The sequence below is a fragment of the Carnobacterium divergens DSM 20623 genome, assembly GCF_000744255.1.
Lineage (GTDB): Bacteria > Bacillota > Bacilli > Lactobacillales > Carnobacteriaceae > Carnobacterium > Carnobacterium divergens.
Genome location: NZ_JQLO01000001.1, coordinates 1018615 through 1044389, shown reverse-complemented (window position 1 = coordinate 1044389; position 25775 = coordinate 1018615). Strand labels below are relative to the sequence as shown.

The 25775-nt window shown below is 33.6% G+C and carries 29 protein-coding genes; 21 read left to right on the top strand and 8 right to left on the bottom strand.

What is annotated here, in order from left to right:
* Window position 1 precedes the first annotated feature (1 nt).
* Window positions 2-688 carry a response regulator transcription factor gene (locus BR52_RS05120; RefSeq protein ID WP_034569906.1) on the bottom strand — a complete coding sequence of 229 codons (687 nt, stop codon included), beginning with the start codon at window positions 686-688 and terminating at the stop codon, window positions 2-4.
* A gap of 241 nt (window positions 689-929) precedes the next feature.
* Between BR52_RS05120 and psiE the strand changes: the two genes are divergently transcribed.
* The 3 genes from psiE (at window position 930) to BR52_RS13130 (ending at window position 2901) form a co-directional block, all read left to right on the top strand.
* Entirely contained in the window at window positions 930-1343 is a 414-nt protein-coding gene (psiE, locus tag BR52_RS05115) for a phosphate-starvation-inducible protein PsiE (protein ID WP_034569903.1), read from the top strand.
* 113 nt (window positions 1344-1456) lie between these two features.
* Window positions 1457-2029: a LemA family protein gene (locus tag BR52_RS05110; RefSeq protein WP_034569899.1), complete on the top strand. Its 573-nt coding sequence runs from the start codon at window positions 1457-1459 to the stop codon at window positions 2027-2029.
* A gap of 29 nt (window positions 2030-2058) precedes the next feature.
* A complete protein-coding gene (locus tag BR52_RS13130) occupies window positions 2059-2901 on the top strand; it encodes a TPM domain-containing protein (RefSeq protein ID WP_269083317.1) in 843 nt (280 codons plus the stop codon).
* Window positions 2902-2943: 42 nt separating this feature from the next.
* On the opposite strand, the gene BR52_RS05100 is transcribed toward BR52_RS13130, so the two are convergent.
* The 3 genes from BR52_RS05100 to BR52_RS05090 all read right to left on the bottom strand — a co-directional run bounded on the left by BR52_RS05100 (window position 2944) and on the right by BR52_RS05090 (window position 5401).
* A complete protein-coding gene (locus BR52_RS05100; protein ID WP_034569892.1) occupies window positions 2944-3771 on the bottom strand; it encodes a pyruvate, water dikinase regulatory protein in 828 nt (275 codons plus the stop codon).
* A 178-nt stretch (window positions 3772-3949) separates the two neighbouring features.
* Window positions 3950-4750 carry a pyruvate, water dikinase regulatory protein gene (locus tag BR52_RS05095; RefSeq protein ID WP_034569889.1) on the bottom strand — a complete coding sequence of 267 codons (801 nt, stop codon included), beginning with the start codon at window positions 4748-4750 and terminating at the stop codon, window positions 3950-3952.
* 27 nt (window positions 4751-4777) lie between these two features.
* Complete coding sequence (locus BR52_RS05090) at window positions 4778-5401, bottom strand: helix-turn-helix transcriptional regulator (protein WP_034569887.1); 624 nt, start codon at window positions 5399-5401, stop codon at window positions 4778-4780.
* A 218-nt stretch (window positions 5402-5619) separates the two neighbouring features.
* On the opposite strand from BR52_RS05090, the gene BR52_RS05085 reads away from it, so the two are divergent.
* The 14 genes from BR52_RS05085 to glyS all read left to right on the top strand — a co-directional run bounded on the left by BR52_RS05085 (window position 5620) and on the right by glyS (window position 19118).
* Entirely contained in the window at window positions 5620-6045 is a 426-nt protein-coding gene (locus tag BR52_RS05085) for a Fur family transcriptional regulator (RefSeq protein WP_034569884.1), read from the top strand.
* 250 nt (window positions 6046-6295) lie between these two features.
* A complete protein-coding gene (gene rpsU / locus BR52_RS05080) occupies window positions 6296-6469 on the top strand; it encodes a 30S ribosomal protein S21 (protein WP_010053707.1) in 174 nt (57 codons plus the stop codon).
* A 29-nt stretch (window positions 6470-6498) separates the two neighbouring features.
* Window positions 6499-6942, top strand: coding sequence for a GatB/YqeY domain-containing protein (locus BR52_RS05075; RefSeq protein ID WP_034569882.1), 444 nt, complete (start codon window positions 6499-6501; stop codon window positions 6940-6942).
* A 253-nt stretch (window positions 6943-7195) separates the two neighbouring features.
* A complete protein-coding gene (locus BR52_RS05070) occupies window positions 7196-8137 on the top strand; it encodes a PhoH family protein (RefSeq protein WP_236707213.1) in 942 nt (313 codons plus the stop codon).
* Window positions 8138-8148: 11 nt separating this feature from the next.
* The gene (locus tag BR52_RS05065; RefSeq protein WP_034569876.1) at window positions 8149-10335 is read left to right on the top strand and encodes an HD family phosphohydrolase; all 2187 of its coding nucleotides are present in this window, start codon (window positions 8149-8151) and stop codon (window positions 10333-10335) included.
* Between the two features lies 1 nt (window position 10336).
* A complete protein-coding gene (gene ybeY / locus BR52_RS05060) occupies window positions 10337-10813 on the top strand; it encodes an rRNA maturation RNase YbeY (RefSeq protein WP_034569873.1) in 477 nt (158 codons plus the stop codon).
* The gene (locus tag BR52_RS05055) at window positions 10791-11192 is read left to right on the top strand and encodes a diacylglycerol kinase family protein (RefSeq protein WP_034569870.1); all 402 of its coding nucleotides are present in this window, start codon (window positions 10791-10793) and stop codon (window positions 11190-11192) included. Before ybeY ends, BR52_RS05055 begins: the two co-directional genes overlap by 23 nt.
* Window positions 11193-11205: 13 nt before the next feature.
* The gene (locus BR52_RS05050; RefSeq protein WP_034569868.1) at window positions 11206-11616 is read left to right on the top strand and encodes a cytidine deaminase; all 411 of its coding nucleotides are present in this window, start codon (window positions 11206-11208) and stop codon (window positions 11614-11616) included.
* Window positions 11616-12515 carry a GTPase Era gene (gene era / locus BR52_RS05045; RefSeq protein WP_034569866.1) on the top strand — a complete coding sequence of 300 codons (900 nt, stop codon included), beginning with the start codon at window positions 11616-11618 and terminating at the stop codon, window positions 12513-12515. Before BR52_RS05050 ends, era begins: the two co-directional genes overlap by 1 nt.
* A gap of 69 nt (window positions 12516-12584) precedes the next feature.
* Window positions 12585-13373 carry a DNA repair protein RecO gene (gene recO, locus BR52_RS05040; RefSeq protein WP_034569863.1) on the top strand — a complete coding sequence of 263 codons (789 nt, stop codon included), beginning with the start codon at window positions 12585-12587 and terminating at the stop codon, window positions 13371-13373.
* Between the two features lie 259 nt (window positions 13374-13632).
* The gene (locus BR52_RS05035; RefSeq protein ID WP_034569861.1) at window positions 13633-14826 is read left to right on the top strand and encodes a hypothetical protein; all 1194 of its coding nucleotides are present in this window, start codon (window positions 13633-13635) and stop codon (window positions 14824-14826) included.
* Between the two features lie 75 nt (window positions 14827-14901).
* On the top strand, window positions 14902-15744 hold the full coding sequence (locus BR52_RS05030; RefSeq protein WP_051915637.1) for a class A sortase: 843 nt from the start codon (window positions 14902-14904) through the stop codon (window positions 15742-15744).
* Window positions 15745-16129: 385 nt separating this feature from the next.
* Complete coding sequence (gene glyQ / locus BR52_RS05025; RefSeq protein WP_034569858.1) at window positions 16130-17032, top strand: glycine--tRNA ligase subunit alpha; 903 nt, start codon at window positions 16130-16132, stop codon at window positions 17030-17032.
* A gap of 1 nt (window position 17033) precedes the next feature.
* Window positions 17034-19118: a glycine--tRNA ligase subunit beta gene (gene glyS, locus BR52_RS05020; RefSeq protein ID WP_034569855.1), complete on the top strand. Its 2085-nt coding sequence runs from the start codon at window positions 17034-17036 to the stop codon at window positions 19116-19118.
* 52 nt (window positions 19119-19170) lie between these two features.
* Here the strand turns inward: glyS and BR52_RS05015 are convergent, their stop codons facing one another.
* The 4 genes from BR52_RS05015 to BR52_RS05005 form a co-directional block, all read right to left on the bottom strand.
* The gene (locus BR52_RS05015; protein ID WP_034569852.1) at window positions 19171-19503 is read right to left on the bottom strand and encodes a hypothetical protein; all 333 of its coding nucleotides are present in this window, start codon (window positions 19501-19503) and stop codon (window positions 19171-19173) included.
* 14 nt (window positions 19504-19517) lie between these two features.
* The gene (locus BR52_RS05010) at window positions 19518-20036 is read right to left on the bottom strand and encodes a DUF5067 domain-containing protein (protein ID WP_034569850.1); all 519 of its coding nucleotides are present in this window, start codon (window positions 20034-20036) and stop codon (window positions 19518-19520) included.
* Between the two features lie 95 nt (window positions 20037-20131).
* Entirely contained in the window at window positions 20132-20329 is a 198-nt protein-coding gene (locus tag BR52_RS12915; RefSeq protein WP_051915636.1) for a hypothetical protein, read from the bottom strand.
* 93 nt (window positions 20330-20422) lie between these two features.
* Complete coding sequence (locus BR52_RS05005) at window positions 20423-21313, bottom strand: serine/threonine-protein kinase (protein ID WP_051915635.1); 891 nt, start codon at window positions 21311-21313, stop codon at window positions 20423-20425.
* A gap of 137 nt (window positions 21314-21450) precedes the next feature.
* Here BR52_RS05005 and BR52_RS05000 point away from each other — a divergent pair, with 137 nt between their 5' ends.
* The 4 genes from BR52_RS05000 to BR52_RS04985 all read left to right on the top strand — a co-directional run bounded on the left by BR52_RS05000 (window position 21451) and on the right by BR52_RS04985 (window position 25764).
* Complete coding sequence (locus tag BR52_RS05000) at window positions 21451-21876, top strand: XRE family transcriptional regulator (RefSeq protein WP_236707200.1); 426 nt, start codon at window positions 21451-21453, stop codon at window positions 21874-21876.
* A gap of 292 nt (window positions 21877-22168) precedes the next feature.
* A complete protein-coding gene (gene dnaG, locus BR52_RS04995) occupies window positions 22169-24064 on the top strand; it encodes a DNA primase (RefSeq protein WP_034569847.1) in 1896 nt (631 codons plus the stop codon).
* A 40-nt stretch (window positions 24065-24104) separates the two neighbouring features.
* Window positions 24105-25223, top strand: coding sequence for an RNA polymerase sigma factor RpoD (gene rpoD / locus BR52_RS04990; RefSeq protein ID WP_034569843.1), 1119 nt, complete (start codon window positions 24105-24107; stop codon window positions 25221-25223).
* Between the two features lie 112 nt (window positions 25224-25335).
* Window positions 25336-25764, top strand: a complete 429-nt coding sequence (locus BR52_RS04985; RefSeq protein ID WP_034569840.1) for a PDZ domain-containing protein — start codon at window positions 25336-25338, stop codon at window positions 25762-25764.
* Window positions 25765-25775 lie beyond the last annotated feature (11 nt).

Genomic DNA, 25775 nt, shown 5'->3' with positions numbered 1-25775 from the left:
ATTACTCTTCATTCATTTTAAACCCTATTCCCCAAACAGTATCAATATAAGTCATTTCCGAGTTTGCTTTTAATAACTTCGCACGTAAATGGCTAATATGTACATTAATTGTTCCTTCTGTACCAACAAAAGAATGGACTTTCCAAACATAACAAAAAATTTCTTTTTTAGTAAATACCTTTTTAGGATTGGACATTAAAAACGATAAAATATCAAATTCAGAATTAGTTAAATGAATTTCTTTATCTTGAATATACAAGCTACGATTTTCAGGGTAAATTATCAAATCTTTATGTTGAATCATCGTTTCTTTTTTTTCAAAAATAATGGGCTGTGTTCTTCTCAAAGCAACTTCTATTCGTGCTAATGAAAGTTCGATATCGAAAGGATCTGCAATAAAATCATCAGCCCCATCCTTTAAAATTCTAATTTTAGATTGTTTGTCCCAAGAATCCGAAATCACAATGACGGGTATTTGATCGATGCTATGAATTAAATGAATGCTTTCTTTTACTTGTGCTGAGGAAGATAGGTTCATTAAAACTAAATCAAATTCAATTTGTTCAATAAATAATTTCAGTTGATCACAGCTAGACGTATTTTTTACTAAATATCCTGCGCTTTTTAATTGATCAAGTAACCGATTATTTGTATTCAGTGATTCTTCAACGATTAAAATCTTTTTCATGTAAACCTCCTATGTGAATCTAAGTATCTTCTTATAGTATACTTTATTTAGAAGTATTTTTATGGAGATACTACCTTTTTTTTATTCTTTTTTTTCCGTTAATTGAATAGAAATTAAAAAAGTATTATTATCACTCGAATTAAAGAAATAAATTTTTCTTTTTTTTTTTTCCTAAAACGGTTATTATGTAATAGAAGCAGAAAATTAGCTGATCAATTTAAATAGGAAAGAGATGATAATCATGGAACATGAACAAAATAAGCTAACACTTAAAATTGCAAAAGGCTTGAGATTTATCTTGAACATCTCATTGTCCATCTTAGGCTTAGTCCTTGCTTACTGCATTGCAAAGGAAGTAGTGTATATCTTTTTGATGATCGCAAAATCTGGATTTAATGATTATTATGTTTTAATCCAAGAAGTCCTCGTCTTTTTCTTGTATTTCGAGTTTATTTCATTAGTGGTAAAGTATTTTGAATCAAATTACCATTTTCCGTTAGATTACTTTATTTATATTGGAATCACAGCGATTGTCCGTATTATTATTACAGATCATGGTAGCCCGTGGGATACATTGATTTTAGCTTGTGCGATTGTGGTATTGCTAATTGCGTTAGTGATTGTTAATCGTCATAGTTTAGATGATAAAAGCTAACTGCATAAAAATAGGACTTTGGATGGATTTATTTCACATGGAAGTAGTGTAAAATCAACAATAGTAACAGTAATTACAAAAGATAACACTTAAAATAGAAAGAAGGAATTGGAATGAAAAATTGGATGAAAATAGCTATTGGAATTGTTGTGGCGATTGTAATATTGGTAGTGCCATTTGCTAGTTCTTATAATGGTTTAGTTAGTGCAGAAAGTGAAGTAGATGCACAGTGGGCAAAAGTTGAGTCAAAATTACAACGTCGTTATGACTTGATTCCTAATCTTGTAAACTCTGTTAAAGGAAGCATGACCCAAGAAAAAGAAGTTTTTGGAAAGATTGCAGATGCTCGTTCAAAATTAAGCAATGCATCAACCACGGATGATAAAGTTCAAGCAAATAATGAATTAGATTCAGCAGTGTCTCGCTTGTTAGTAGTCGTTGAAAATTATCCAGATCTTAAATCAGATAAAAATGTTCAAGCCTTGATGGACGAGTTAGCAGGAACTGAAAACCGTATTTCAACTGAACGCGACCGTTACAACGATGCTGTTAAAACTTATAATAATAAAGTTAAAAGATTCCCTGGATCAATTGTTGCTAAAATGAGTGTATTTGATTCTAAAACTTACTTTAAAGCAGTTGAAGGAGCTCAAAATGCTCCAAGTGTCAATTTTGATACGAAATAATCGTTCAAAGAGAAAGGAGCTGTTTAATCTTGAAGAATGGGTCTAAAAAATTAAGTCTCTATTTTCTAGTAATGGCAATGGCCTCTTTTTGTTTGATACTGTTTCCCAGAATAAGTCAGGCAGCAGTCACTTATCCAGAAGCATCCAAAGCATTTTATGTGTATGATGAAGCCTCTATTTTATCACAAACAACCAATAAATTTATTGTTGATGTGAATAAACATTATGAAGAAACTAAAGAAAAACCTCAAATTGTTGTAGCAACAGTTAATAATTTACAAGGTTTGACGATAGAAGAGTATGCCTCTCATTTATTTGAGAAATGGAAAATTGGAAACAAGACAGATGATAATGGAGTATTAATCTTATTTTCCAAAGAAGACCGAAAAATTCGGTTTGAAGTGGGTTATGGGTTAGAAGGCGCTCTAACAGATAGTGGAACTGGGCAAATTTTAGATCGTAATATCGATTTATTAAAAAAGGATCAATTTGATGAGGCATTAAAACAAATTTTTACTGAAACAGCACTAAAAGTCAATAAAGAATACGGCTATAAAGATGATACGATTTTTTCGGGCTATGCTGTAGACCCTTCTGATTATAAACAAGAGGATAGTAAAGATTCTCCAGTTTCTATTTTTACAATTCTGTTCATTGTTATTCTAGCTATTTTTTTCTTTGGTGGCGGTGGAAATAGTGGCGGCCCTGGTGGAAGAAGAAGGGGAAGCAATGTAAGTACAGCGCTACTTTATGGATTGTCTAGTGGCATTTTCAGAGGTGGCGGCGGATCATCTGGTGGTGGTTTTGGCGGCGGCGGTTCTTTCGGAGGCGGAGGAAGCTCTGGCGGAGGTGGCTCTAGTCGAGGATTCTAAAAATGCTAAAAAGCGAGCTAAACATTTGTTTAGCTCGCTTTTTTAATTGTCGTAACTCATGTCATTTAGTTGTAAAGTATTTAAAATAATCGCTGCTGTTTCTTCAATTGAACGGTTTGAAACATTAATAACAAGACAATCCAATTTATTATATAAATTTTGCGCAAATGCTAGTTCATCATCAATACGCTTCATATCGGAATACGCAGTATCTGGATTTAATCCATAGGCAATCATTCTTTCACGACGAATCGAATTTAAAATTTTTGGATCGTTTGTTAACCCAACGATTTTTTTAGGATTTACTTTCCATAATTGATCAGGAATGTGTGCTTCAGGAACAAGTGGCAAATTAGCTACCTTTAAATTTTTATTGGCTAAAAACATACTTAGAGGGGTCTTTGAAGTTCTAGAAACACCTAGTAAAACAATGTCAGCTTCAAGGAAGCCTTTAGGATCCTTCCCGTCATCATACTTTACAGCGAATTCAATTGCACTGATTCGATGGAAGTAATTATCGTTTAGTTGATGTAGAGCACCAGCTTCTTTTGTAGGAATAGCGCCAGTTCGTTTTTCAATTTCTTCAATAACAGGGTTTAATAAATCAAAACAGTATAAGTTATTTTCTTTACAAAATTGATTTGCAGCAGAACTCAATCCGTTTGTGATTAGCGTATGAAGTATCATGGCGTTATCTTCTTTAGCTTTTTCTAAAATTGAAATAAGTGTGTCTTCTCCTCGAACAAATGGATAGCGGGAAACATCCACTTCTAAATCGGGAAATTGTGCTAAGGCTGCTTGAATCAGTTTATTTGCTGTTTCTCCAACAGAATCAGAAATAATGTATACATATTGCTCTTTTTTACTCATAATGAACTCCTTTGTTAAAAAGTAATGTGATACTTTATTATACCTTATTTAAACGAACTTTAAAATAAAAGAAAAGACCTATCCTGAGGTAGAATAGGTCAATTAAAGTGACATAAAATTGAGGTTTTTTATGTCTATGAGGTATATATATTGTACTCCAAGTGGAGGGACAAACAAATTAAGTTAAGGCACAAATCAATGCGGCGGTTTCTTCAATCGCACGATGTTCGACATCAATGACTTGAATGCCTAATTTTTGATAAAGTTCATTTGCAAAAGCGAGTTCTTCTTCGATTCGTGTTTCGCTTGAATAACTTGCATCTTCATTTAAACCAAGCGTACGCAATCTTGATTTTCGTATTTTCATCAAAGAATGGGCGCTACTGGTTAAACCAATAATTTTTGTAGGATCTATTTCAAATAATTCTTTTGGCAATGTAGCTTCTGGAATAATTGGAAGATTTGCTACTTTAAAATTATTGTTTGCTAGATACATACTTAAAGGAGTTTTTGAGGTTCGTGAAACGCCTAGCAAGACAAAATCTGCTAATAAGAAGCTTCGCGGATCTTTGCCATCATCATACTTTACTGCAAATTCAATCGCTGACACTCGACTAAAATAATGCTCGTCTAATTTATGAAGCGCACCAGGTTCTTCCAAAGGAGATATTCCTGTTTTAGCATGTAAGACACTAGTTAGTGGACTCATCACATCAATATAAGATAATCCTGTTTCTTTGCAAAAATTCATTACAAGACTTACAAATTTTTTTGAGACTAACGTGTGGACAATCACACCATTTTCTTTCAATACTTCATTCAAAATATCAAGTAGCATGCGCTCATCTTCAATGAAAGGATAGCGTCGAATGTCTGTTAATTTAAGTTCTGGAAACTGAACCAATACGGCAGAAACAACTTTTTGAGCAGTTTCACCAATGGAATCAGATAAAATGTAAATAATTGGTTTTTTATTCATAATAGCGAACTCCTTCGAGGATACGTTTTATTTCTTCAAGTGCATGGCTTCGTCTATAAAATGCTTTAAGACAACAGTTTTAGAAACTTTTCCGATTACTAAAGCGGGGTTATCTTTACTTATAACTGGTAGAGAATCGATTTGATGTTGAATAATTTTATATCCAGCGTCTAAAATCCGTTCGTCTTCTTGAAGGGTCACGACATTGGGCATTCTTGTCATAATCATCGCAACTGGAACTTTATTTATTGAGGTGTTGGAAATCGTACTACGCAATAAGTCTTTTCTTGAAATAATTCCAAGTAATACTTGATTTTCTGTTACGTAAAGGGTTCCAACATCATGCATAAACAACATAGTCACGGCGTCATTAATAGTTGCCTCTTTTTTTATCACAACAGGTGGAACCATAATTTCGGAAATGCTTTTTTCATATAAATCCTCAAATAGCAGAGGTTCAAAATTTTGACCTGCAAAGAAATAACCGACTTTAGGTCTAGCATCAAGGATTCCTGTCATGGTTAAAATGGTTAAATCTGTTCGCAAAGTAGGTTTTGATAAATAGAGATGTTTTGCAATATTATCGGCACTAATGGGCTCGTTTTCTTTCACGATTTGAATAATCCTTTTTTGACGTTCTGTTAGCTCCATTGTGCACCTCAGTTCTTATGTGTTGATCATGTATCTTAATTATATAGTAGGTCACAAATAAAATCAATAAGACGTCTTAATGAATCGAATAAACAAATAAATAGCGTTATTGAAAATTCCGAAAACTATTCTCTGCTTCTTTTAAGTAAGCAAATTTGCTAATTGAAGATAAAATAGGGTATAATAACTAAGAGAAATGTAGATGGGAGGCAGAAAAAATGCATGAAACTGCTGTTAAAAGAGCAATTGATATTTTAAAAGATAATGGCTATAAGTATACGGATAAACGCGAAGGTATGTTATTGCTTTTTGCGAATGAAAATCGTTATTTGACTGCTAAAGATGTACAAAGTGGATTGAAAGAAAGTTTTCCAAATTTAAGTTATGATACTATTTATCGAAATTTATATACATTTGTTGAAGTAAATGTTTTAGAAGAAACCGAATTAAATGGTGAAAAAATGTTTCGTTTTGCTTGTGTTCATGAAGGCCACCATCATCATTTTATTTGTACAATTTGTGGCAATACAAAAGAAATTCATATGTGTCCAATGAATTTCTTTGAAGAACAACTAACTGGTTGTGAGATTGAAAGCCACCGATTTGAAATTTTTGGTAAGTGTGAAAAATGCTCTCTATTATAAAAAAACTTGCTATGACAGCTTTAAGAACTGATTTAGTGGGATTTTTAGTAGAATCGCCTTGTTTTATTATTTTTTCATTACGAAAATCTAAAAATAATTTCACTTTTTTTAAAAGAATTTCCAATGTCTTATTGACGTAATTTTATTCATTCGATATAATGAAGAAGGACAGTTATTATTTATGTAGTAGATTGTTAGTTGCATAATAAAAAACGGTTACTTTTATAAGCTCGGAGGGAGGGAATTTAATATGTCAAAAACAGTCGTTCGTAAAAACGAATCTCTTGATGATGCTCTTCGTCGCTTCAAACGTACCGTATCTAAAACAGGTACTTTGCAAGAAGCTCGCAAACGCGAATTCTATGAAAAACCAAGTGTGAAGCGTAAGAAAAAATCTGAAGCTGCTAGAAAACGTAAATTCTAATCAGTTGCTTTTTAATGAGGGTGGATAATATGTCTCTTCTAACTACGTTAAATGAAGACATGAAAACAGCGATGAAAGCCAAAGATAAAGAAACTTTGACGGTTATTCGTATGTTGAAAGCTTCATTACAAAACGAACAAATTAAAACAGGCAAAGAGTTAAGCGAAGATGAAGAATTAACGATTCTTGCTCGTGAGATGAAACAACGTCGTGATTCTTTAGCAGAGTTTAAGAATGCTGATCGAGAAGATTTAGTTGAAAAAACACAAGCTGAGATTGTGATTGTTGAAAAATATTTGCCTAAACAACTTTCTGAAACTGAGATTAAAGCAATAGTCACTGAAGCAATTGCAACAGTTGAAGCCTCTTCTATGAAGGACTTTGGCAAAGTAATGGGTGCAGTAATGCCTAAAACTAAGGGAATTGCGGATGGGAATGTTGTTAATCGTATTGTGAAAGAATCGTTAAGTTAAGATTTGAAGAACATTATTGGAGTGTAAATTCTAATAGTGTTCTTTTTTATTTCTAATTCTTAATCTTAGTGTGTGTGGAGTACATAAAAAAGAATGTAATGGCTTTTATTGTAGTAATAGAATACTTCTTTTTGTTGAAAAAATATGCTATCATTTCATTAAAGCCTATTCTAAAAACTAAAGGAGTGTCAGTCGTTTGACCAAACTAAAGGATGTAACGCGAGAACTACAATTAAAAAATGAAGATTTAGCCATCGCCTTATTTGGCAATCATGATAAAAATTTGTTATTATTAGAAGAATCAATGGAAGTCACAATCAATAGTCGTGGCGAAAAAATTGAGTTAATAGGAGAAGAAAGCCAAGTTCAATTAGTTGAAGAAATTTTAGTTAAGCTACAAGAACTTATTAAAAGAGGCATTCGAATAGGACAAGCAGATGTTCTAAGCGCTGTAAAAATGGCTGAAAAAGGTAGTTTAGACTATTTTGTTAGTCTATATGAAGAAGAGATTGGAAAAGACTTCAGTGGGAAACCAATTCGTGCTAAAAATAGTGGTCAACGTGAGTATGTTCAATCAGTAAAAAAGAACGATATCGTTTTTGGAATTGGACCTGCAGGAACAGGGAAAACTTATTTGGCAGTTGTAATGGCTATTTCAGCGTTAAAAAATGGTGACGTTAAGAAGATTATTTTAACTCGTCCTGCTGTTGAAGCTGGGGAAAGTCTTGGTTTCTTGCCAGGTGATTTAAAAGAGAAGGTAGATCCTTATTTACGACCTATCTATGATGCGTTAAATAGCGTCTTTGGTACAGAACACACCACTCGTTTAATGGAACGAGGAGTGATTGAAATTGCGCCTCTAGCTTATATGCGCGGGCGTACATTGGAAGATGCATTTATCATTCTTGATGAGGCACAAAATGCTACAGCTGCTCAAATGAAAATGTTTCTAACCAGACTGGGTTTTGGTTCGAAAATGATTGTAAATGGAGATAAGACTCAAATCGATTTGCCAAGAGGGGCAAATAGTGGGTTAATTCATGCGGAAAAAACACTACAAGGAATCAAAGGCATTCGTTTTGTTCGGTTTGATTCAAGTGATGTGGTTCGTCATCCTGTTGTAGCAAGTATTATTGAGGCCTATGATAAAGAATCAAAAGATGAACTAAAAAATAGCAGAAACACAAAAGAATAGGATGTGTAAGAATGAAGCGAATAATAGTTAGCATACAAAAGAAAATGGGGAAATTTTACATTCCATTTGTACTTGCACTATTTTCCCTCATTCTTTTTTTCATTATTTTTGATAGCGTTAAACCAAAATCATTGGACTTGAGATTGTATCAAGTAGCCGACGAAACAATCCGTTCCAATGCTACTATTGAGGATAAAGAAAAAACGAAAGAGAATCAAAAAGCAGCGTCGGAGAGTGTTCAACCGGTTTATCAATTAAATAGTAATCTCGTGAATACTCAATTATCTAAAATCGAAATTTTATTTGCTACAATTGATGATATCCGTACACAATTTCAAGATAAAACTAAAAAAATAGAAGAAACAACTGAGAGTAAAGAAAGTTCGATTGATACATTAAATAAAGAAAAAACAGCAGCTTTTCGTGAAAGAATGAAAGCAGCCACAGATCAAGCTAATGATTTTTCAAACGATTTGCCAGATTGGGCAATAGTCCAATTGTTAAATATGGATAGTTCAACTTTAAAATCCGTTAAAGAAAATACATGGAAAATTGTTAAAGAAAAGATGTCTAAAGCTATCAGAGATACAGATTTAACTGAGGTAAAACAAGAAGCAAAAGATAAATTAGAATATAGCAATCTAACTGGGAATAACTTAAGAACTGCCAATTTAATTTTAGAAAATAGTATTGTTGCAAACGATATTTTAAATGAAAAAGCAACTGAAGAACAAAGGCAAATGGCAGTAGAACGCGTTCAACCAGCCATGATTTTACAAGGGCAAGTATTGGTTCAAGAGGGACATATCATTGATAGCAATGCGATGAATCAAATTGAATTATTAGGACTATTAGATAAAACGGCATCATACAGACCCATCTACGCATTGATTTTAGTATTAATTACACAAATGCTCATTCTATATTATATGGAAATGAATAGAAAAAATCGTTTGATTGAACGAGGGCAACATATTACTCTATACACTTTTGTTATGGTATTTGGTGTAATATTAATGAAAGGATTGCAATTAATTCAATCATCAGGGGCTAATTTTTTAGCCATGTTATATCCAGCTGCATTAATTCCTCTACTAGTTACGGTTTTTGTTTCTAGAAGATTTGGGAATATTGCAAATGGTTTTTTAGCAGCCTTTTCTATTTTTATATTTATTGGAGAAGCTGGAACGAGTTTTAGTCTAGTAGTAACGTTATTCTATCTGTTGAGTGGAATGATGGGAACGATGTTAAGCAGAGCTAGAATCAATCGCCAGTTATGGCCAACCTTTATTTGGATAACTATTTTTAATAGCTTATTCGTAATTGCTTTTGTTCTTTATTTAAATATGCAACCTTTTTCAAGCGATGGGTTGCTCATTTTACTTTATGGAATTTTAAGTGGATTAGCTTCTTATATCTTAGCAATTGTTTTAAACCCTTATATCGAAGTGCTTTTTGAAGATAATGCTGTTTTAACATTGACAGAATTAGCTAATCCAAACCAACCATTGTTGAAAGAACTTTTAACGAAAGCAGCGGGGACCTATCATCATAGTTTGATGGTTGCTAATTTAAGTGCGAATGCAGTTGAAGCAATTGGAGGAGACTCAATGTTTGCAAGAGTTGCTTGTTATTATCACGACGTTGGAAAAATCAAGCATCCGTTCTTTTTTGTTGAAAATTTACCACAAGGTATGGAAAATCCTCATAATATGTTAAAACCTGAAGAGAGCAAAGAAATTATCTTTAATCATGTAACAGAAGGTGTTAAAATGTTAGAGGAAGCGAAGTTGCCAAAAGGAATCATTGATATTTGTGCGCAACATCATGGAACAACTTTAATGAAGTTTTTCTATGTTAAAGCTAAAGAAGCAGATCCTAATGTGCTAGAAAGTGATTTTCGTTATCCAGGTCCAAAACCTCAAACAAAAGAAGCAGCTGTTATTAATATTGCAGATAGCTGTGAGGCAGCAGTGCGAGCGATGTCTCAACCTACGACTGAAAAAATCGCGACATTTGTTCACGATTTAGTAAATGGACGTATTATAGATGGACAGTTTGATGAATGTAATATTACCTTAAAGGAATTGCATCAAGTTGAATTGTCAATTTGTGAAGGCTTGAATGGTACATTCCATTCAAGAATTGAGTATCCAACGCTAACGAAAAACAATGCTACAAATGAAAGGAAGTCCTAATATGGAACTTGATTTATATGATGAAACAGCGAAAGTAACTGACGAACAACAAAAACTAGTAGAATCGTTATTAGAGTTTGCAGGAAGTCACTTGAATTTACCAGAAGATACAGAAATGTCGGTTACTTTTACAGACAATGAAGGAATTCAAGTAATTAATCGTGACTATCGTGGTAAAGATCAGCCAACAGATGTAATTAGTTTTGCTCTAGAAGATGAAGTTGAAGGAGAAGAGGCAATCAATTTCGATTTACTTGATGAGAAAATGCCTCGCAACATAGGTGATATTATTATCTCCATTGATAAAACCGCAGAACAAGCAGCTGATTACGGTCATTCTTTTGATCGAGAATTAGGATTTCTAGCACTTCATGGTTTCCTTCATTTAAATGGTTACGATCATATGGAGCTTGCTGATGAAAAAGAGATGTTTGATTTGCAGAAAGTGATATTAGATGCGTATGGATTGGGAAGATAATAAAAATTGCGGAAAAAACAAACATTTTTTAGATTCTTTTAGGCATGCCTTTGAAGGAGTAATCACAGTTTTTAAAGAAGAGCGAAATATGCGTACTCATGTATTATTAGGCATATTTGTTTTGATTTGTTGTTGGTTTTTCAAGGTTAGCTGGTCTGAATGGCTATGGATGATTTTAAGTATTTTTCTTGTAATCGTCATGGAAGTGTGGAATACTGTCATAGAAAATGTCGTTGATTTAATAACAAATCATGACTATTACCCATTAGCTAAAAAAGCAAAAGATATGGCAGCAGCGGCTGTATTAATGACGGCTGGATTTGCAGTGATAGTGGCAATAGTTATTTTTTTACCAAAAGTAATTAAATTATTTTTTTAAAGGAGAATCCCTGTTGAAAAAACATGTAGAAGATAGTCAAAAATGGATTGATGCAGCTAATGGTATGTTAGAAAAAGCCTATGTTCCTTATTCTAAATTTCCAGTTGGAGCAGCTTTGGTTACTAAAGAAGGTCTTGTTTATACAGGATGTAATATTGAAAATGCTTCATATGGGTTAACTAATTGTGCCGAACGTACAGCCTTTTTTAAAGCTGTTTCAGAAGGTCATAAGGAATTTAGTTACCTTGTCATTACAGGAGATACAGAAGGTCCAATTGCGCCTTGTGGGGCATGTAGACAAGTTATGGCAGAGTTCTGTGATAAAGAGATGCCTGTATTATTAACAAATAAAAAAGGAGATCAGTTTGAGACAACGATTGAACGTCTTTTACCTGGGGCCTTTACACCGGAGGATTTAACATAATGAGTGAGTACAAATCAGGCTTTGTTGCCATTGTTGGCAGACCAAATGTAGGGAAATCAACCCTATTAAATCGTGTTGTAGGTCAAAAAATCGCGATTATGAGCGATAAAGCACAAACAACTAGAAATAAAATCCAAGGAATCCATACAACTGATGATTCTCAAATCATTTTTATCGATACACCTGGAATTCACAAACCTAAACATCGTCTAGGTGATTTCATGGTAGATTCAGCTTTAAGTAGTCTTAGAGGTGTTGATGTCATTTTATTAATGGTGAATGCTGAAGAGAAACGTGGACCTGGTGATAATTTTATCATTGATAAATTAAAAGAAAATAAAACCCCAATTTTTTTGATTATTAATAAAATTGACAAAATTCATCCAGAAAAATTATTAGAAATTATGAACGATTATCAAAGCCAATTAGAGTTTGCAGAAATTATTCCAATTTCTGCAACTGAAGGAAATAATGTGGAGACGTTATTAACTGAAATTACGAAACGTTTACCTGAAGGTCCACAATATTATCCAGAAGATCAAGTAACGGACCATCCAGAGTATTTTATTGTTTCAGAATTAATTCGTGAGAAAGTGTTAGAATTAACGCGTGAAGAAATTCCGCATTCTGTTGCGGTAGTAGTAGAAAGTATGAAACGCAATGAAAATGATAAAGTTCAAGTTCAAGCTACTATTATCGTTGAACGTTCTTCGCAAAAAGGTATTATCATTGGTAAAGGTGGAAAAATGCTAAAAGATATTGGCATCAAGGCTAGAAAAGATATCGAAATTATGCTAGGCGATAAAATTTATCTAGAACTTTGGGTCAAAGTACAAAAAGATTGGCGCGACAAACAAAATTATTTAACTGACTATGGTTATAAAAAAGACGATTATTGATAGAAACTGGACCTTAAAAGAATTTTCTTTTAAGGTCTGCTTTTGTATTTATTGTAAGGGAGGGTAATTATGGGACCGCTTGAAGAGATTGAAGGGATAGTCTTATCTGTTCGCAATCATCGTGAAAATGATCAACTAGTTAAAATCTTTACCAATCGGTTTGGCAAACGAATGTTTTTTGTGAAAGGTACAAGAAAAGCAAATAGTAAAATAAAATCAGCCGTTTTGCCTTTTACGAAAGCATCTTACATTGCAGATATTCGTGATTCAGGGTTGTGTTTTTTACGAGATGCAAAAGAAGTGACACATTTCAATGCGATGCAGACAGATATCTTTTTAAACGCCTATGCGACTTATGTTTTAAATTTAGCGGATGCAGCCTTAGAGGATGGTGTCGTAGACCCTGTTTTATTTAATAAAGTAGAAATGACGTTAACGGATATTGATGAAGGCTATGATCCAGAAATTATGGTGAATATTTTTGAAGTCCAATTATTGCCTTACTTTGGTGTGGCCCCTGAATTACGAGGTTGTAAGGTTTGTGGTGAAATGGACGGAAATTTTGATTACTCTGATAGTTATGGCGGATTGTTATGTCAAAAGCATTGGAGTTTAGATGAACATCGCTACCACGCAAGCCCAAGAGCCATTTATTTTTTACAAATTTTTTCAAGGATTTCATTGGACAAATTAGGAACAATTACCGTAAAAGAAGAGACAAAAAAAGAGTTGCGACATTTAATTGACATGATTTATGATGAATCAGTAGGTATTAAATTGAAAAGTAAGTCCTTTATTGATCAAATGTATACTTGGGGCGATATGCTCTTAAAGAAAGATAAAAATTCACTAAATTAAAAAACGTCAATCATTCATTAGAAAAACGGTTGACGTTTTTTTGTTTGTGATTGAATACTTTAAAATCTTTTCCTAGTATGAACATTAAGTATAATTAATAAAGCGGTCACAAAAGCGTCATAAAGTGAAATTAATTAAATTCTAGGTGTTTTTCAATATAGTAAAAAAACGACTGATTTGTTAAAATTTAAATAGTGCAAAATAAATTTAATTGCGATTTTTTTGTACATATTTATTTTTTAGGGGGAGAACAAGAATTATGACAAATTTTAAAAAGCGTTTAATCAAAGGAGTAGTAGCAAGTTCTTTTATTTTAGGGGTAGGATTTAGTTCAACAAGTGGCTTATTAAGCAACAATGAAGTTCAAGCGGCACCGAAAAATGTTCATACTATTACAAAACCAAACGGTGTGCAACGCATTGATCCAGGCTATACGCAAGTAGTTCATATAGGAAATGGACTTTCGCTAAGCGTTACAATGACAGATGAAGTAAATTTTACATGGGAATTATTTTCAGATGAAGAACCAGAAGCAGTTTTGGCTACAGGAGTAGCTCAATTAAATGATGAGTTTGAAATCACGTATCAAGATCCAGTGACGGGTGAAGAGGTAACAATTGTTGAAACACTTGTTGAAAACAAACCGGAAGAACCACAAGAATCTGGTCAAAACATTGCAGACTTCTCATTTATGTACAATGGAAAAGCAGTTTCAGAAAATAATTTTGCTACTTCTTATGTAGGCGAGGTTTTTGATCCCTTAAAAGGAATTACTTTTGTAGATGCATCAGGTAAAGCATTTGATGGAACAATTACTGCAGATGTTTCACAAGTAGATACAACAAAAATTGGTGTTTATCCAGTTAAATACACCATCACTGAAAATATAACGTCAGACGAACAAAGAGCAATGATTGAACCACAAGTAATGGAATTTCAATCAGCTGTTGCAATCATCAATGCTTCGATGGTAGAAAAAATTGTGGAAGAAACAACATTAACGATTAATAAAACAACAAATACAGAAGCAAATAAAGCGACCCACACATCAAAAGATGGTTTGTTAAAATTTGATGTGTGGTATATTTCAGGAACAAATTATGGACTAAGAGTAACTAATTTAGAGACTGGTGAAGTGGTACAAGATGAAACAATTTCTTCTACCATTTATAAAGGTCTTAGATTTACTGTTGAAATGCCTTTGCTAAATGCTAAAAACGTTTATATGGTTAATTTCAACTTTACAGAAGGTGGAACAGGTTCAGATGTATTGAGTCAAACAGTTTCAACTGACGCTCCAACAGGCAATCCAGCGCCTGCTAAATCAGCACCAGCAGCAAAACCAACTAAATTAGCACAAACAAATGCAGGTCTAGGTTTTATGCCAGCATTCAGTAGCTTTGGTTTATTAGGTGGTTCAATTGCAGCATTTCTTAGAAGTCGTAAAAAATAAGCACTGTAAATTGAATAAAAATGAGTGTCAGTAATCTGATACTCATTTTTATTCGTTTTGGAGGAGAACATCTAATTGGGGAATATAGACAAAAAACAAAAAATAAATACTGTTGAAAAAACTAATTTTATTCTGATTAATTATCAAGTACCGTCAAAAAAAGAACGACCTAATTATGAGTTGATTATTCAACCAACTAGTTTAATAAAAAGAAAAAAAACACCTAATAAATGGCGCTACATAAGTATATTTTTAGCTGCATTAGCTCTTTTCGTTGCGTTAGGAAGCCAATTTTACTATAAAAAGCAAGCTGAAAAAACAAATGAACAGATTGCAATAGTAAAGGAAGAATTAGAAAAAAAACAGCAGGAGAAAAAAAGAATAGCTGATACAACACAAAAAAATAGTCAATCGAGCATTGAATTTACGTACCAACCTAAAGAGACATTTTTAGACGATTCAGATGATGAAGTTTATTTAGGTCAAGTATCGATACCTGAGGTTCACCTTCAATTGCCAGTTGTAAAAGGTGTTGGGGAAAAAAATCTTTATCGAGGGGCAGCTACTAATAAAATTGGACAGCTAATGGGGAAGGGAAATTATCCAATGGCCGCTCATAAAGTTCCTGGAGATGATACCTCTTTATTTGGTCCTTTATTTAATGTAAAAAAAGGCAATCGTATTTATTTACAAGATGATCAGTTTATTTACACGTATAAAGTCAACAACATAGAAATAGTGGCACCAGATAGAGTTGATATTTTAGATGATAGGCAAAATGAGACAATGATTACAATGTATACATGTAGCACAGATGCTGGTGTAGAGCGATTAGTTGTCCAAGGAGAATTTGAAAAAAAGACAGAACTATCAAAAGTATCAAAAAAAGAGCAAGCAGCTTTTAGTGATAATAACTAATTTTTTTACACAAAGGCAATAAAAGATTGACAAATAGACTTGTTTAGCGCTATTATTAACATAACTTAATACGAAGCGTTGAGAGAAAAAAGTAGGGATTTTTAGCTAGCAAAGCGATTCTGGGAGAGTGAGAGCCAGAACTAGAGGAAATTGTGAAAGGCATTCTTGAGCTTGTTCAATGAAGATGCTAGCGATTGTGCTAGAATTAGGGTGGAACCGCGATATTAAATCGTCCCTATGTTAACAGAAAGTCTTGTTAACATAGGGACTTTTTTGTTGTATTTTTTTTTAAAGGAGTTGAAAAGTACTTTTTAATTAAAAAAACTAAGTAAAACATCAATTAAAGATTTTTATGACTATAAACTATTAAAGGAGCACATCATTTATGAGTAAAAAATTAACAATCCAAGAGATGATTTTGACATTACAAAAATTTTGGTCTGAGCAAGGCTGTATGTTGATGCAATCGTATGATACTGAAAAAGGGGCAGGTACTATGAGCCCTTATACCTTTCTACGTGCTATTGGACCAGAACCATGGAACGCGGCCTATGTAGAGCCTTCAAGAAGACCAGCAGATGGTCGTTATGGAGAAAATCCTAATCGTCTATTTCAACATCATCAATTTCAAGTCGTAATGAAACCTTCCCCAGAAAATATTCAAGAATTGTATTTAGAAAGTTTGCAATTATTAGGAATTGATCCATTGGAACACGATATTCGTTTTGTTGAAGATAACTGGGAAAACCCATCAATGGGGTGTGCAGGTTTAGGCTGGGAAGTTTGGTTAGACGGAATGGAAATCACGCAATTCACTTATTTCCAACAAGTTGGCGGATTGGAATGCAAACCTGTCACTAGTGAAATCACATACGGAATCGAACGTTTAGCTTCGTACATTCAAGAAGTAGATAGTGTGTATGACTTAGAGTGGACTAACGGTGTAAAATATGGGGAAATTTTTATCGAACCAGAATATGAACATTCTAAATATGCTTTTGAAACGAGTAATCAAGAATTACTATTGAGTTTATTCGATGCATACGAAAAAGAAGCACAAGTCCAAATTGAAAATGGCTTGGTGCATCCAGCCTATGATTATGTTTTAAAATGTAGTCATACCTTTAACCTTTTAGATGCACGTGGAGCAGTCTCTGTAACAGAACGTGCGGGTTACTTGGCTCGTATTCGTAAAATGGCGCGTGCTTTAGCTAAAGCCTTTGTAGCAGAGCGTGAAAAATTAGGGTTCCCATTACTTCAAAAAGAAACAACAAAGGAGGCTAATTAAGATGGCGAAAGATTTATTACTAGAAATTGGATTAGAAGAGATGCCTGCTCAATATGTGTCTCCAAGCAGTGAGCAATTAGCAAAACGAGTGGCGGATTTTTTAACTGAAAACAAATTAGAATTCACTGAAATTAAACGTTTTTCAACACCTAGAAGATTAGCTGTAATTGTTAAAGATGTTGCAGATAAGCAAAAAGATATTAGCGAAGTTGTCAAAGGACCTGCTAAAAAAATTGCTCTTGATAGTGAAGGAAATTGGAGTAAGGCCGCGATGGGATTTGTTAAAGGACAAGGGTTATCCGTGGAAGATATTACGTTTAAAGAACTTAATGGCGTCGAATATGTTCATGTGGATAAATTTACAGCAGGCAAACCAGCAAAAGAAATTTTGGCCGGAATAGAAAAGGTCATTACTTCTATGACGTTTCCTGTAAGTATGCATTGGGCAAATCATAGTTTTAAATACATTCGTCCGATTCATTGGATTACAGTGATGCTAGACAATGAAATTATTCCATTTAAACTATTAGATATTGAAACAAGCAACACAAGCCGTGGTCATCGCTTTTTAGGAGATACAACGTCTTTTAATGGCGCTACTGACTATGAAGAAAAATTAAAAGAGCAATTTGTTGTTGCAAATAGTTCAACTCGTAAAGAAATGATTATGAAACAAATTGAAGAGATTGCGAAAGAAAAACAATGGCAAGTTAGTTTAGACAAAGAATTGTTAGAAGAAGTAACCAATTTAGTTGAGTATCCAACGGCTTTTTCTGGGCACTTTGATGAAAAATATCTAGCAATTCCAGAAGAAGTGCTAGTGACTTCAATGAAAGAACATCAACGTTACTTTGAAGTGCGTGATTTAGCTGGGAATTTACTTCCTCACTTTATTTCAGTTCGCAATGGAAATAGCAGTCATATTGAAAATGTCGCTAAAGGCAATGAAAAAGTGTTAACTGCTCGTTTAGATGATGGCGCCTTTTTCTATGAGGAAGACCAACAAATGATGATCAAAGATGCCGTTGAACGATTGAAAACAGTGACATTCCACGAAAAAATCGGAACCATGTTTGAAAAAATGGAACGTGTAGGCTATTTTGCTGAAATAATTGGGAAAATTGTCGGACTTACCCAGCAAGAATTAACTGAGTTAAAAAGAGCTAGTGAAATTTACAAATTTGATTTAGTCACAAACATGGTGGGTGAATTTCCTGAGTTGCAAGGAATTATGGGTGAAAAATATGCGTTGATGCAAGGCGAAGAACCTGCAGTTGCGACAGCGATTAGAGAGCATTATTTACCAATTTCAAGTGAAGGCGAGCTGCCACAATCTAATGTTGGTGCAGTTCTTGCGATTGCTGATAAATTAGATAGTGTTATGAGTTTCTTTGCAGTAGGTATGATTCCAACCGGGTCAAATGATCCTTATGCATTAAGAAGACAAGCCTATGGCGTGGTGCGGATTGTTGAAAATAAAGGCTGGTATTTCCCAATTGAAACCATCCGTTCAGAAATGATTACAGCTGCTACTCAGCACAAAGAAGAATTAAGCAAACGATTAGCTGAAAGTGCTCCTGAGGTAATTGATTTTATTAAAGCTAGAATGCGTCAGCATTTAATCGGATTGAATATGCGCCATGATGTAATTGAAGCAGTTTTAACTTCAAATCAAGAAGATTTAATTAAAATCACAGAAGCAGCTGCTGTTTTAGAAAAACATTTAACAGAACCAACGTTTAAACCAACTATTGAAGCGATGACTCGTGTGATGAATTTAGCGAAAAAAGGCAAAGAATTAGTTGCTCAAAAACACTTACAGATAGATCCAGCTTTATTTGAGACAGCATCAGAAACGACTCTTTTCAATGCTCTAAAAGAAGCTGAAGCGGCTTTTGAAGATAGTAATATGGAAGTAGACTATCAAACATTAGAATCATTACGTGCTAAAATTGAAGCATTCTTTGATGAAAATATGGTTATGGCAGATAATGAAGCGATTCGTAATAACCGTTTAGTTTTACTAATGAGTTTAGCAAATTTAGCCTTGTCATTTGCTAATGTAGATGAATTGATTGTAAAATAACACAAAAAAAGTAACGCAATTGCGTTACTTTTTTTTGTTTGAGCAGTAGACATTAAGCAATTTTTCGAATTTGAAAGAAAAGCAGAACTGCAAAGAGTAAGCTGAATGCGGACCAAATAACTAAATCTTTGTAGCTACCTGCTCCAATTAATCCTAATAAACCACCTAATAGATAGAAGACCATACTAAAAGTCAGCATGCCTTTTGCTCCTTTAGAAGCTAAAACTACGACACCTGCTGTTAACAAGATAAAAGACAGCAAAATGCCTACTGAACCACCTGTTTCTCCATTGTCAGAAAGTGTATTCGCAAGTCCAGCCATCAAAGATTGAAACCCGACGATAACACTGATAATAATGGATAAAATGCCAATTGTTTTTTTCAATTTTTACCCCTCGCTTACTGTAATGTAAATTCTTTTTTTAAGATATCTTTGCCGATGCCAAATGATTGTTTAACTTCAACACTAACTGGTGTCGTAGTATCTTGTAATTTATACGGAACTTTTACTACGATTGTAGCACCAGGTTGAATGTCGGTTGATTGATCGTTATAACCGTCTTCAGACATAATCGCACTTTCTAGAGCAATACCATTTTGAAAGACTTTTGCCTGAGTTGCTACCATAAACATGGCATTTTTATCACTATTATTTTTAAATTCATATTGAACAATTCCTACATCTGCTCCATTGTAATCTTGAGCTAGCGTAAAATCTTGAATAGCAACATAATACTTTCCTAAATCACCATTATCTGTTGGCCCCGTTGCTTCTTTTTTTGTAACTTGTTCAGTAGTAGGTTTTTCTTTTTCTTCTTTTTTAGTATCCGTTTTGGATGAGGAATCGCCACAAGCGACTGCAATTACTGCAACTCCTGCTACCATTAACCCAACAAGCACCTTTTTATTTTTTTTCATTTCGATCGACTCCTTTGTTATTTAGTCCGTCTGACAAGAACTATTATGCAAAAAAAAAAAACGAAAGTCTTATGCAAAAAGCATAGGCCGTCGTTTTATTTTGTTTGTGCTCTTGTTTCTAAGTATTCAGGTGAGTGAAAAGGTGTTGCAATTGATGTGAAGGCACTGTATAGTAAAATCCAAATAATAATAGCTAATAGAAATCCAGGTATTTTATGATAAATCTTTTTTGAGGATAAAAAAGGGATTTGACTTTGAATATCCATAAAATTAGTTGCAATGATTGTTGGCAAGACTACTAAAATATTTGTATCAATGGTAGCTAAAACTTTATCAAACCAAGTACCTGATGTCCAAGAAGAGACAATCGCTAACAGAACAATGAGTTACCAAACAATTGCAATAATACTTTTCCAATAATATCCTGTTCTAAAGCCAGGTACAACACTTAAAAATTTTGATAAAAAAGAAGGAGTAGCAGAGTTTTTTTTATCTTTAAATTGAGTAGTGTATTTTTTTACTGAAGGTGTCTTTTGTATTGAATTAGTCGAGTCATTTAGGTGGTTTAATTGATTTACAATAACAGTGCGCATTTCAGAAGCTGTTTGATAGCGATTTTGTGGATCCATTTTAGTGGCTTTAATTACCAATTCCTTTAAAAAGGGATTAGTTGTTAATTGTTCTTTTGGGAAAGCCTTTACGCTACAGACATTTAACACAACACCAAGGGAATAAAGGTCGCTGCGTTTATCTGTTTCAGCAAAACCATATTGTTCTGGTGAGGCGAAACCAATTGTTCCTAAGTGAGTGGTATCGTTTTCCTTAGAACCATCATAGAAACGGATGGCATCGAAATCTACTAATTTAACAAGGCCATCGTTTGTAACCATAATATTAGAGGGTTTTATATCACGATGAATGATCTTTTTCTCATGCAAAATCATTAAGGCTTCTGTCACAGCCTTACCTAACTCTAAAATTAATTGGGTATCGGTTAATTGATTTTGTAACAGCAATTCATTTACGTTTTTTCCATGAATGTATTCTTCGTAAAGCCATAAATCTTGCTCTTTAGTGACAATTTCAAAAATTCTAGGTAAATTCGGATGATTAATTTCTTTCAATCGTTCTAAATTGGTTAATAGGCTGATATCATATTTTTTTTTAACTAAAAATTCTTTGGTGGCAATATTTCGCACTAAAATCGGGCTATTTTCTTTATGAGTCAAGGGTTCTAATTCTTTATAGTGAACCACGGAAGGTTCTTCATTCAGCATAATGTATGTCCGCTCCTTTAAATTCGGCAGTTCTCTTTTCTATTATAGCAAAAATTAACTGAATAAAAAGTCCTCTTTGCCATTTAAGTATTGTATACTAGTAGGAGGAAAGTTATAAAAAATGTGGAGTGATTGATTTGTTGGAAAAAGACACGGATCAGCTGATTCATTCATTGAAAAAAGCTGCTAATTTTAAAGTTGTCCTAAATGAACAGCAAGAGTATTTAATTGCAGAAGACATTAAAACGCACTTAAATGAATGTTTAATTTTAAAAAATAAAAGCAAAGCAGCTGTCTTAAGAAGAGCTGAAATTACTGAAGCTACAGGCTATCAATATTTTGATGGGAAGCGCAAACCTTCCCGTGAAAAAATGATAGCTTTGGCGATTGGAATGGAACTTACGCTAGATGAAACAGACTTATTGATGAAAAAAACAGGTTACGCAAAACTTTATCCTAAACATCAGTGGGATGCGGCAATTATTTATGGAATCACTCATCATTTATCAATCCAACAATTAGATGAGTTGCTTTTTGAGGAAAATTTAAGTACCTTCTTATAAACAAGTTTACATAATAAAAAACTTGTAAACAGAGAAGCTTTAGCGCAAGGTAAACTTATTTTTGATAAGTTTTTTATTATGTATTTAGATAGTTTTAGTAATTATAAAGAGTGAGATTTAAATTGAAATTTAAATTTTAAACGTTGTTATAAAGGCTTTTTTATGCTACAATTAATTTCTTGTAGTAATATTTAAGAAGAATAAAAACAAGTCGTTTAAGTTAGTTATTTAATCGAAATAATAGAAGCGACTTTTAATAGTATATTTTTATCATGTAAACGAGGTGAACTACATGGCGATGATGATTCCTGATGAAGTAGTCAATCGAGTAAGGCAAGAAACAAATATTGTGGATGTTGTCAGTCAATATGTCCAATTAAAAAAAAGTGGTAAGAATTTATTTGGTTTCTGTCCATTCCATGATGAAAAGACACCTTCTTTTTCAGTTGCAGAAGAAAAGCAAATCTTTCATTGTTTTAGTTGTGGTAGAGGCGGTAATGTCTTTACTTTTTTAATGGAAGTAGAAGGATTATCTTTTCCTGAATCAGTATTTAAAACGGCTGAATTAAGTCATGTTAAGTTGGATGAAAGTTTAACAGCCCATAATTTTGGTGAACAAAAAACAGATTCCAAAAAAGAAAAACTAATTAAAGTCCATGTAGATACAGCTGAACTTTTTCATCATGTATTGCTGAATACTAAAGTCGGTGAAGAGGCTTTGCAATACTTGTTAGATCGAGGCTTAACTAGAGAGTTAATAGAGACCTTTAATATTGGTTTTGCACCTGCTGAAAGAACCATGCTGTATCAGTATTTGTCTGGAAAAGAATACGATCAGACTTTGTTAAGTGAAACAGGTTTGTTTGTCGAACGGGATAACGGCGAATTATTAGATCGTTTTTACAATCGAATTATGTTTCCTATTCGAAATCAACAAGGTAAAACAATTGCTTTTTCTGGTCGGATTTTCAAAGTAGAGCCAACTGACGGGAAGGCAGCACCCAAATATTTGAATAGTCCAGAGACTTATTTATTTAATAAACGAAATGTGCTTTTTAACTATGATTTAGCGCGTGCGAATATTCGACGTGAAAAAGAAGTCATATTGTTTGAAGGTTTTATGGATGTTATTGCTTCCTGGGATGCAGGTGTTAAAAATGGCGTGGCTTCGATGGGAACCAGTTTGACTAATGAACAGATTCATATGCTGGATCGAGTAACAGACCATGTATTAATTGCGTATGATGGCGATAATGCAGGAATTGAAGCGACTAAAAGAGCAGTTGATTTATTATCAGAAGAGACCCATTTTGATTTAGATGTTCTCAGTTTAAATGAAGGACTTGATCCAGATGAATTTATTCATAAATATGGTGCAGCATCCTATAAAGAAATGCTGGCTCATGGGCGAGATACAGTTTTTGCTTTTAAAATGCGTTATTACCGAAAAGGGATTAATTTGCAAAATGAAAGCGAGCGATTAGCTTATATTGAAGTAATTTTAAATGAATTACTTACGATTACGTCAGCTGTTGAACGAGAAGTCTATTTAAAACAGCTCTCAGTAGAATTTGACATTTCATTAGATTCATTAAATACTCAGTACCATCAATTATACGAGCAAAAAAGAGCGAAAAAAAAGGTTGATAAAAAAGAGTATTACCCAGAACCACCAATGGAAATGGTTCATGGTTATCAAGAAGAGTATCCAGAACCGCCTTTACAAGTTCAATTGCACACTCAAAAACGTAAATTAAATGTGGTTGAAGTAGCTGAACGAAATTTATTGAATCGCTTATTTCATCACGAGGAAGCTTGGATTCGAGTACAAACTCAAAAAACAACGTTCAATTTTGTACATGAAGATTATGAAATGCTGTTTATTTTATTTGAAAATTTTAAAGAGACAGTTGATAACGATGTTACAATTGAAGCTTTTATTGATTTTGTGAAGGAACCCCACTTAAAAAATCTTTTAGTTGAAATTGAACTAATGGAATTAAGTGAAGAAGTTTCGACTGGAGAAATTGAAGATTATCTTGATATGATTGGACGGAAATCTTCCCTACAAGAACAAATTGCAAATAAAAATGTTGAACTGATTGAAGCTAGTCGGATGGGCGATTCTGATAAAGCAAAACAATTATTAATGGAAATAACAAATCTGTCGCGATTATTAAAGCAGTAAACTTGAGTTATCATGTTGGATTTTAATTAGGAGGCTTTCGATGGCTAATGAAGAAGGAACAAAAAAACAAGAATTAAAAAAAGAAATCAAGTTATTAATCAAAGAAAATAAATTAAAGGGTTCAATACACTATGATGAGTTAGCAAAACAAATTGCATTGCCTTATAAATTAACTGTCACGCAAATCGACGACCTAATTATGGAAGTAGAAGATGGTGGCGTGAGTGTTGTTGGAGACGATGGTGGACCAACGGATCGACAATTGTTAGTCAGAGAAAAGAATAAAAAAGATGCTGAAATAAAAGATGATTTAATGGCGCCTCCAGGAGTGCAAATTAATGATCCTGTTCGGATGTATTTAAAAGAAATCGGTCGCGTGAAGCTACTTAGTGGGCAAGAAGAAGTTGATTTGGCTATCTTAATTGAAGAAGGAGACCAGGAAGCAAAACAGCGTTTAGCAGAAGCTAACTTGCGTCTAGTAGTTAGTATTGCCAAGCGTTATGTTGGAAGAGGAATGCAATTCTTAGATTTAATCCAAGAAGGAAATATGGGATTAATGAAAGCTGTTGAAAAATTTGACTATCAAAAAGGATTTAAATTTTCAACTTATGCTACTTGGTGGATTCGTCAGGCCATTACACGAGCGATTGCAGATCAAGCTAGAACCATTCGTATTCCAGTTCATATGGTAGAAACAATCAATAAATTAGTTCGCATTCAACGTCAATTGCATCAAGATTTAGGTCGTGAACCAACGCCAGAAGAAATTGGTGCCGAACTAGATTTGCCGACAGATAAAGTACGTGAAATTTTAAAAATTGCTCAGGAGCCAGTTTCGCTAGAAACGCCTATTGGTGCAGAAGATGATTCACATCTAGGGGATTTCATTGAAGATCAAGACGCTACAAGTCCAGCAGCACATACCGATTTTGAACATCTTAAAGCGCAACTTGAAGATGTATTAGATACATTAACAGATCGTGAAGAAAATGTTCTGAGATTGCGTTTTGGACTTGATGATGGACGCACAAGAACACTAGAAGAAGTTGGGAAAGTATTTGGTGTTACAAGAGAACGAATTCGTCAAATTGAAGCAAAAGCATTACGCAAATTACGTCATCCAAGTCGTTCAAAACAATTAAAAGACTTTTTAGAATAATTATACAAAATCTATCTAAGAAAATTTAGATAGGTTTTTTTTACCTTGTGAGTTGCATTTTTGTGTAATCTTTAAGATACTAGAGAAGAGAGAATGAGTTGGAGGGATAAAGATGAAAAAAATAAAAATAGCCGTATTCCTAACAGTTGCTATATTAGCGTTAACAGGATGTAAGCAAGCAACGAATGAATCAGAATCAAAAAAAAAGGAGTCCTCAACAACAGAGACAAAAAAAGAATCAATCGTCTATACGGCAGTTGTTAAAGAAGACGGCGCTGCTGAAAAGGGAGGAATTTTAGTAAAAGATATTACACCCGTAGATTCAAAAAATACGACACCTCCGGTTTTAACAAATGACGTTATATTGATTACAGATGGTACAAATCTGTTGAATGCAAAAACAAAAGAAAAAGTGGATATGATTGATGTTAAGAGTGGAATGACCGTGAAAATAACATTAGCTAAAGAACCTGTTTCAACGATGTCATTGCCTCCTCAAATTCCAGGAAAAGATGTTTATAAAATAGTAGTAGTTGAGTGATAGTATGATTG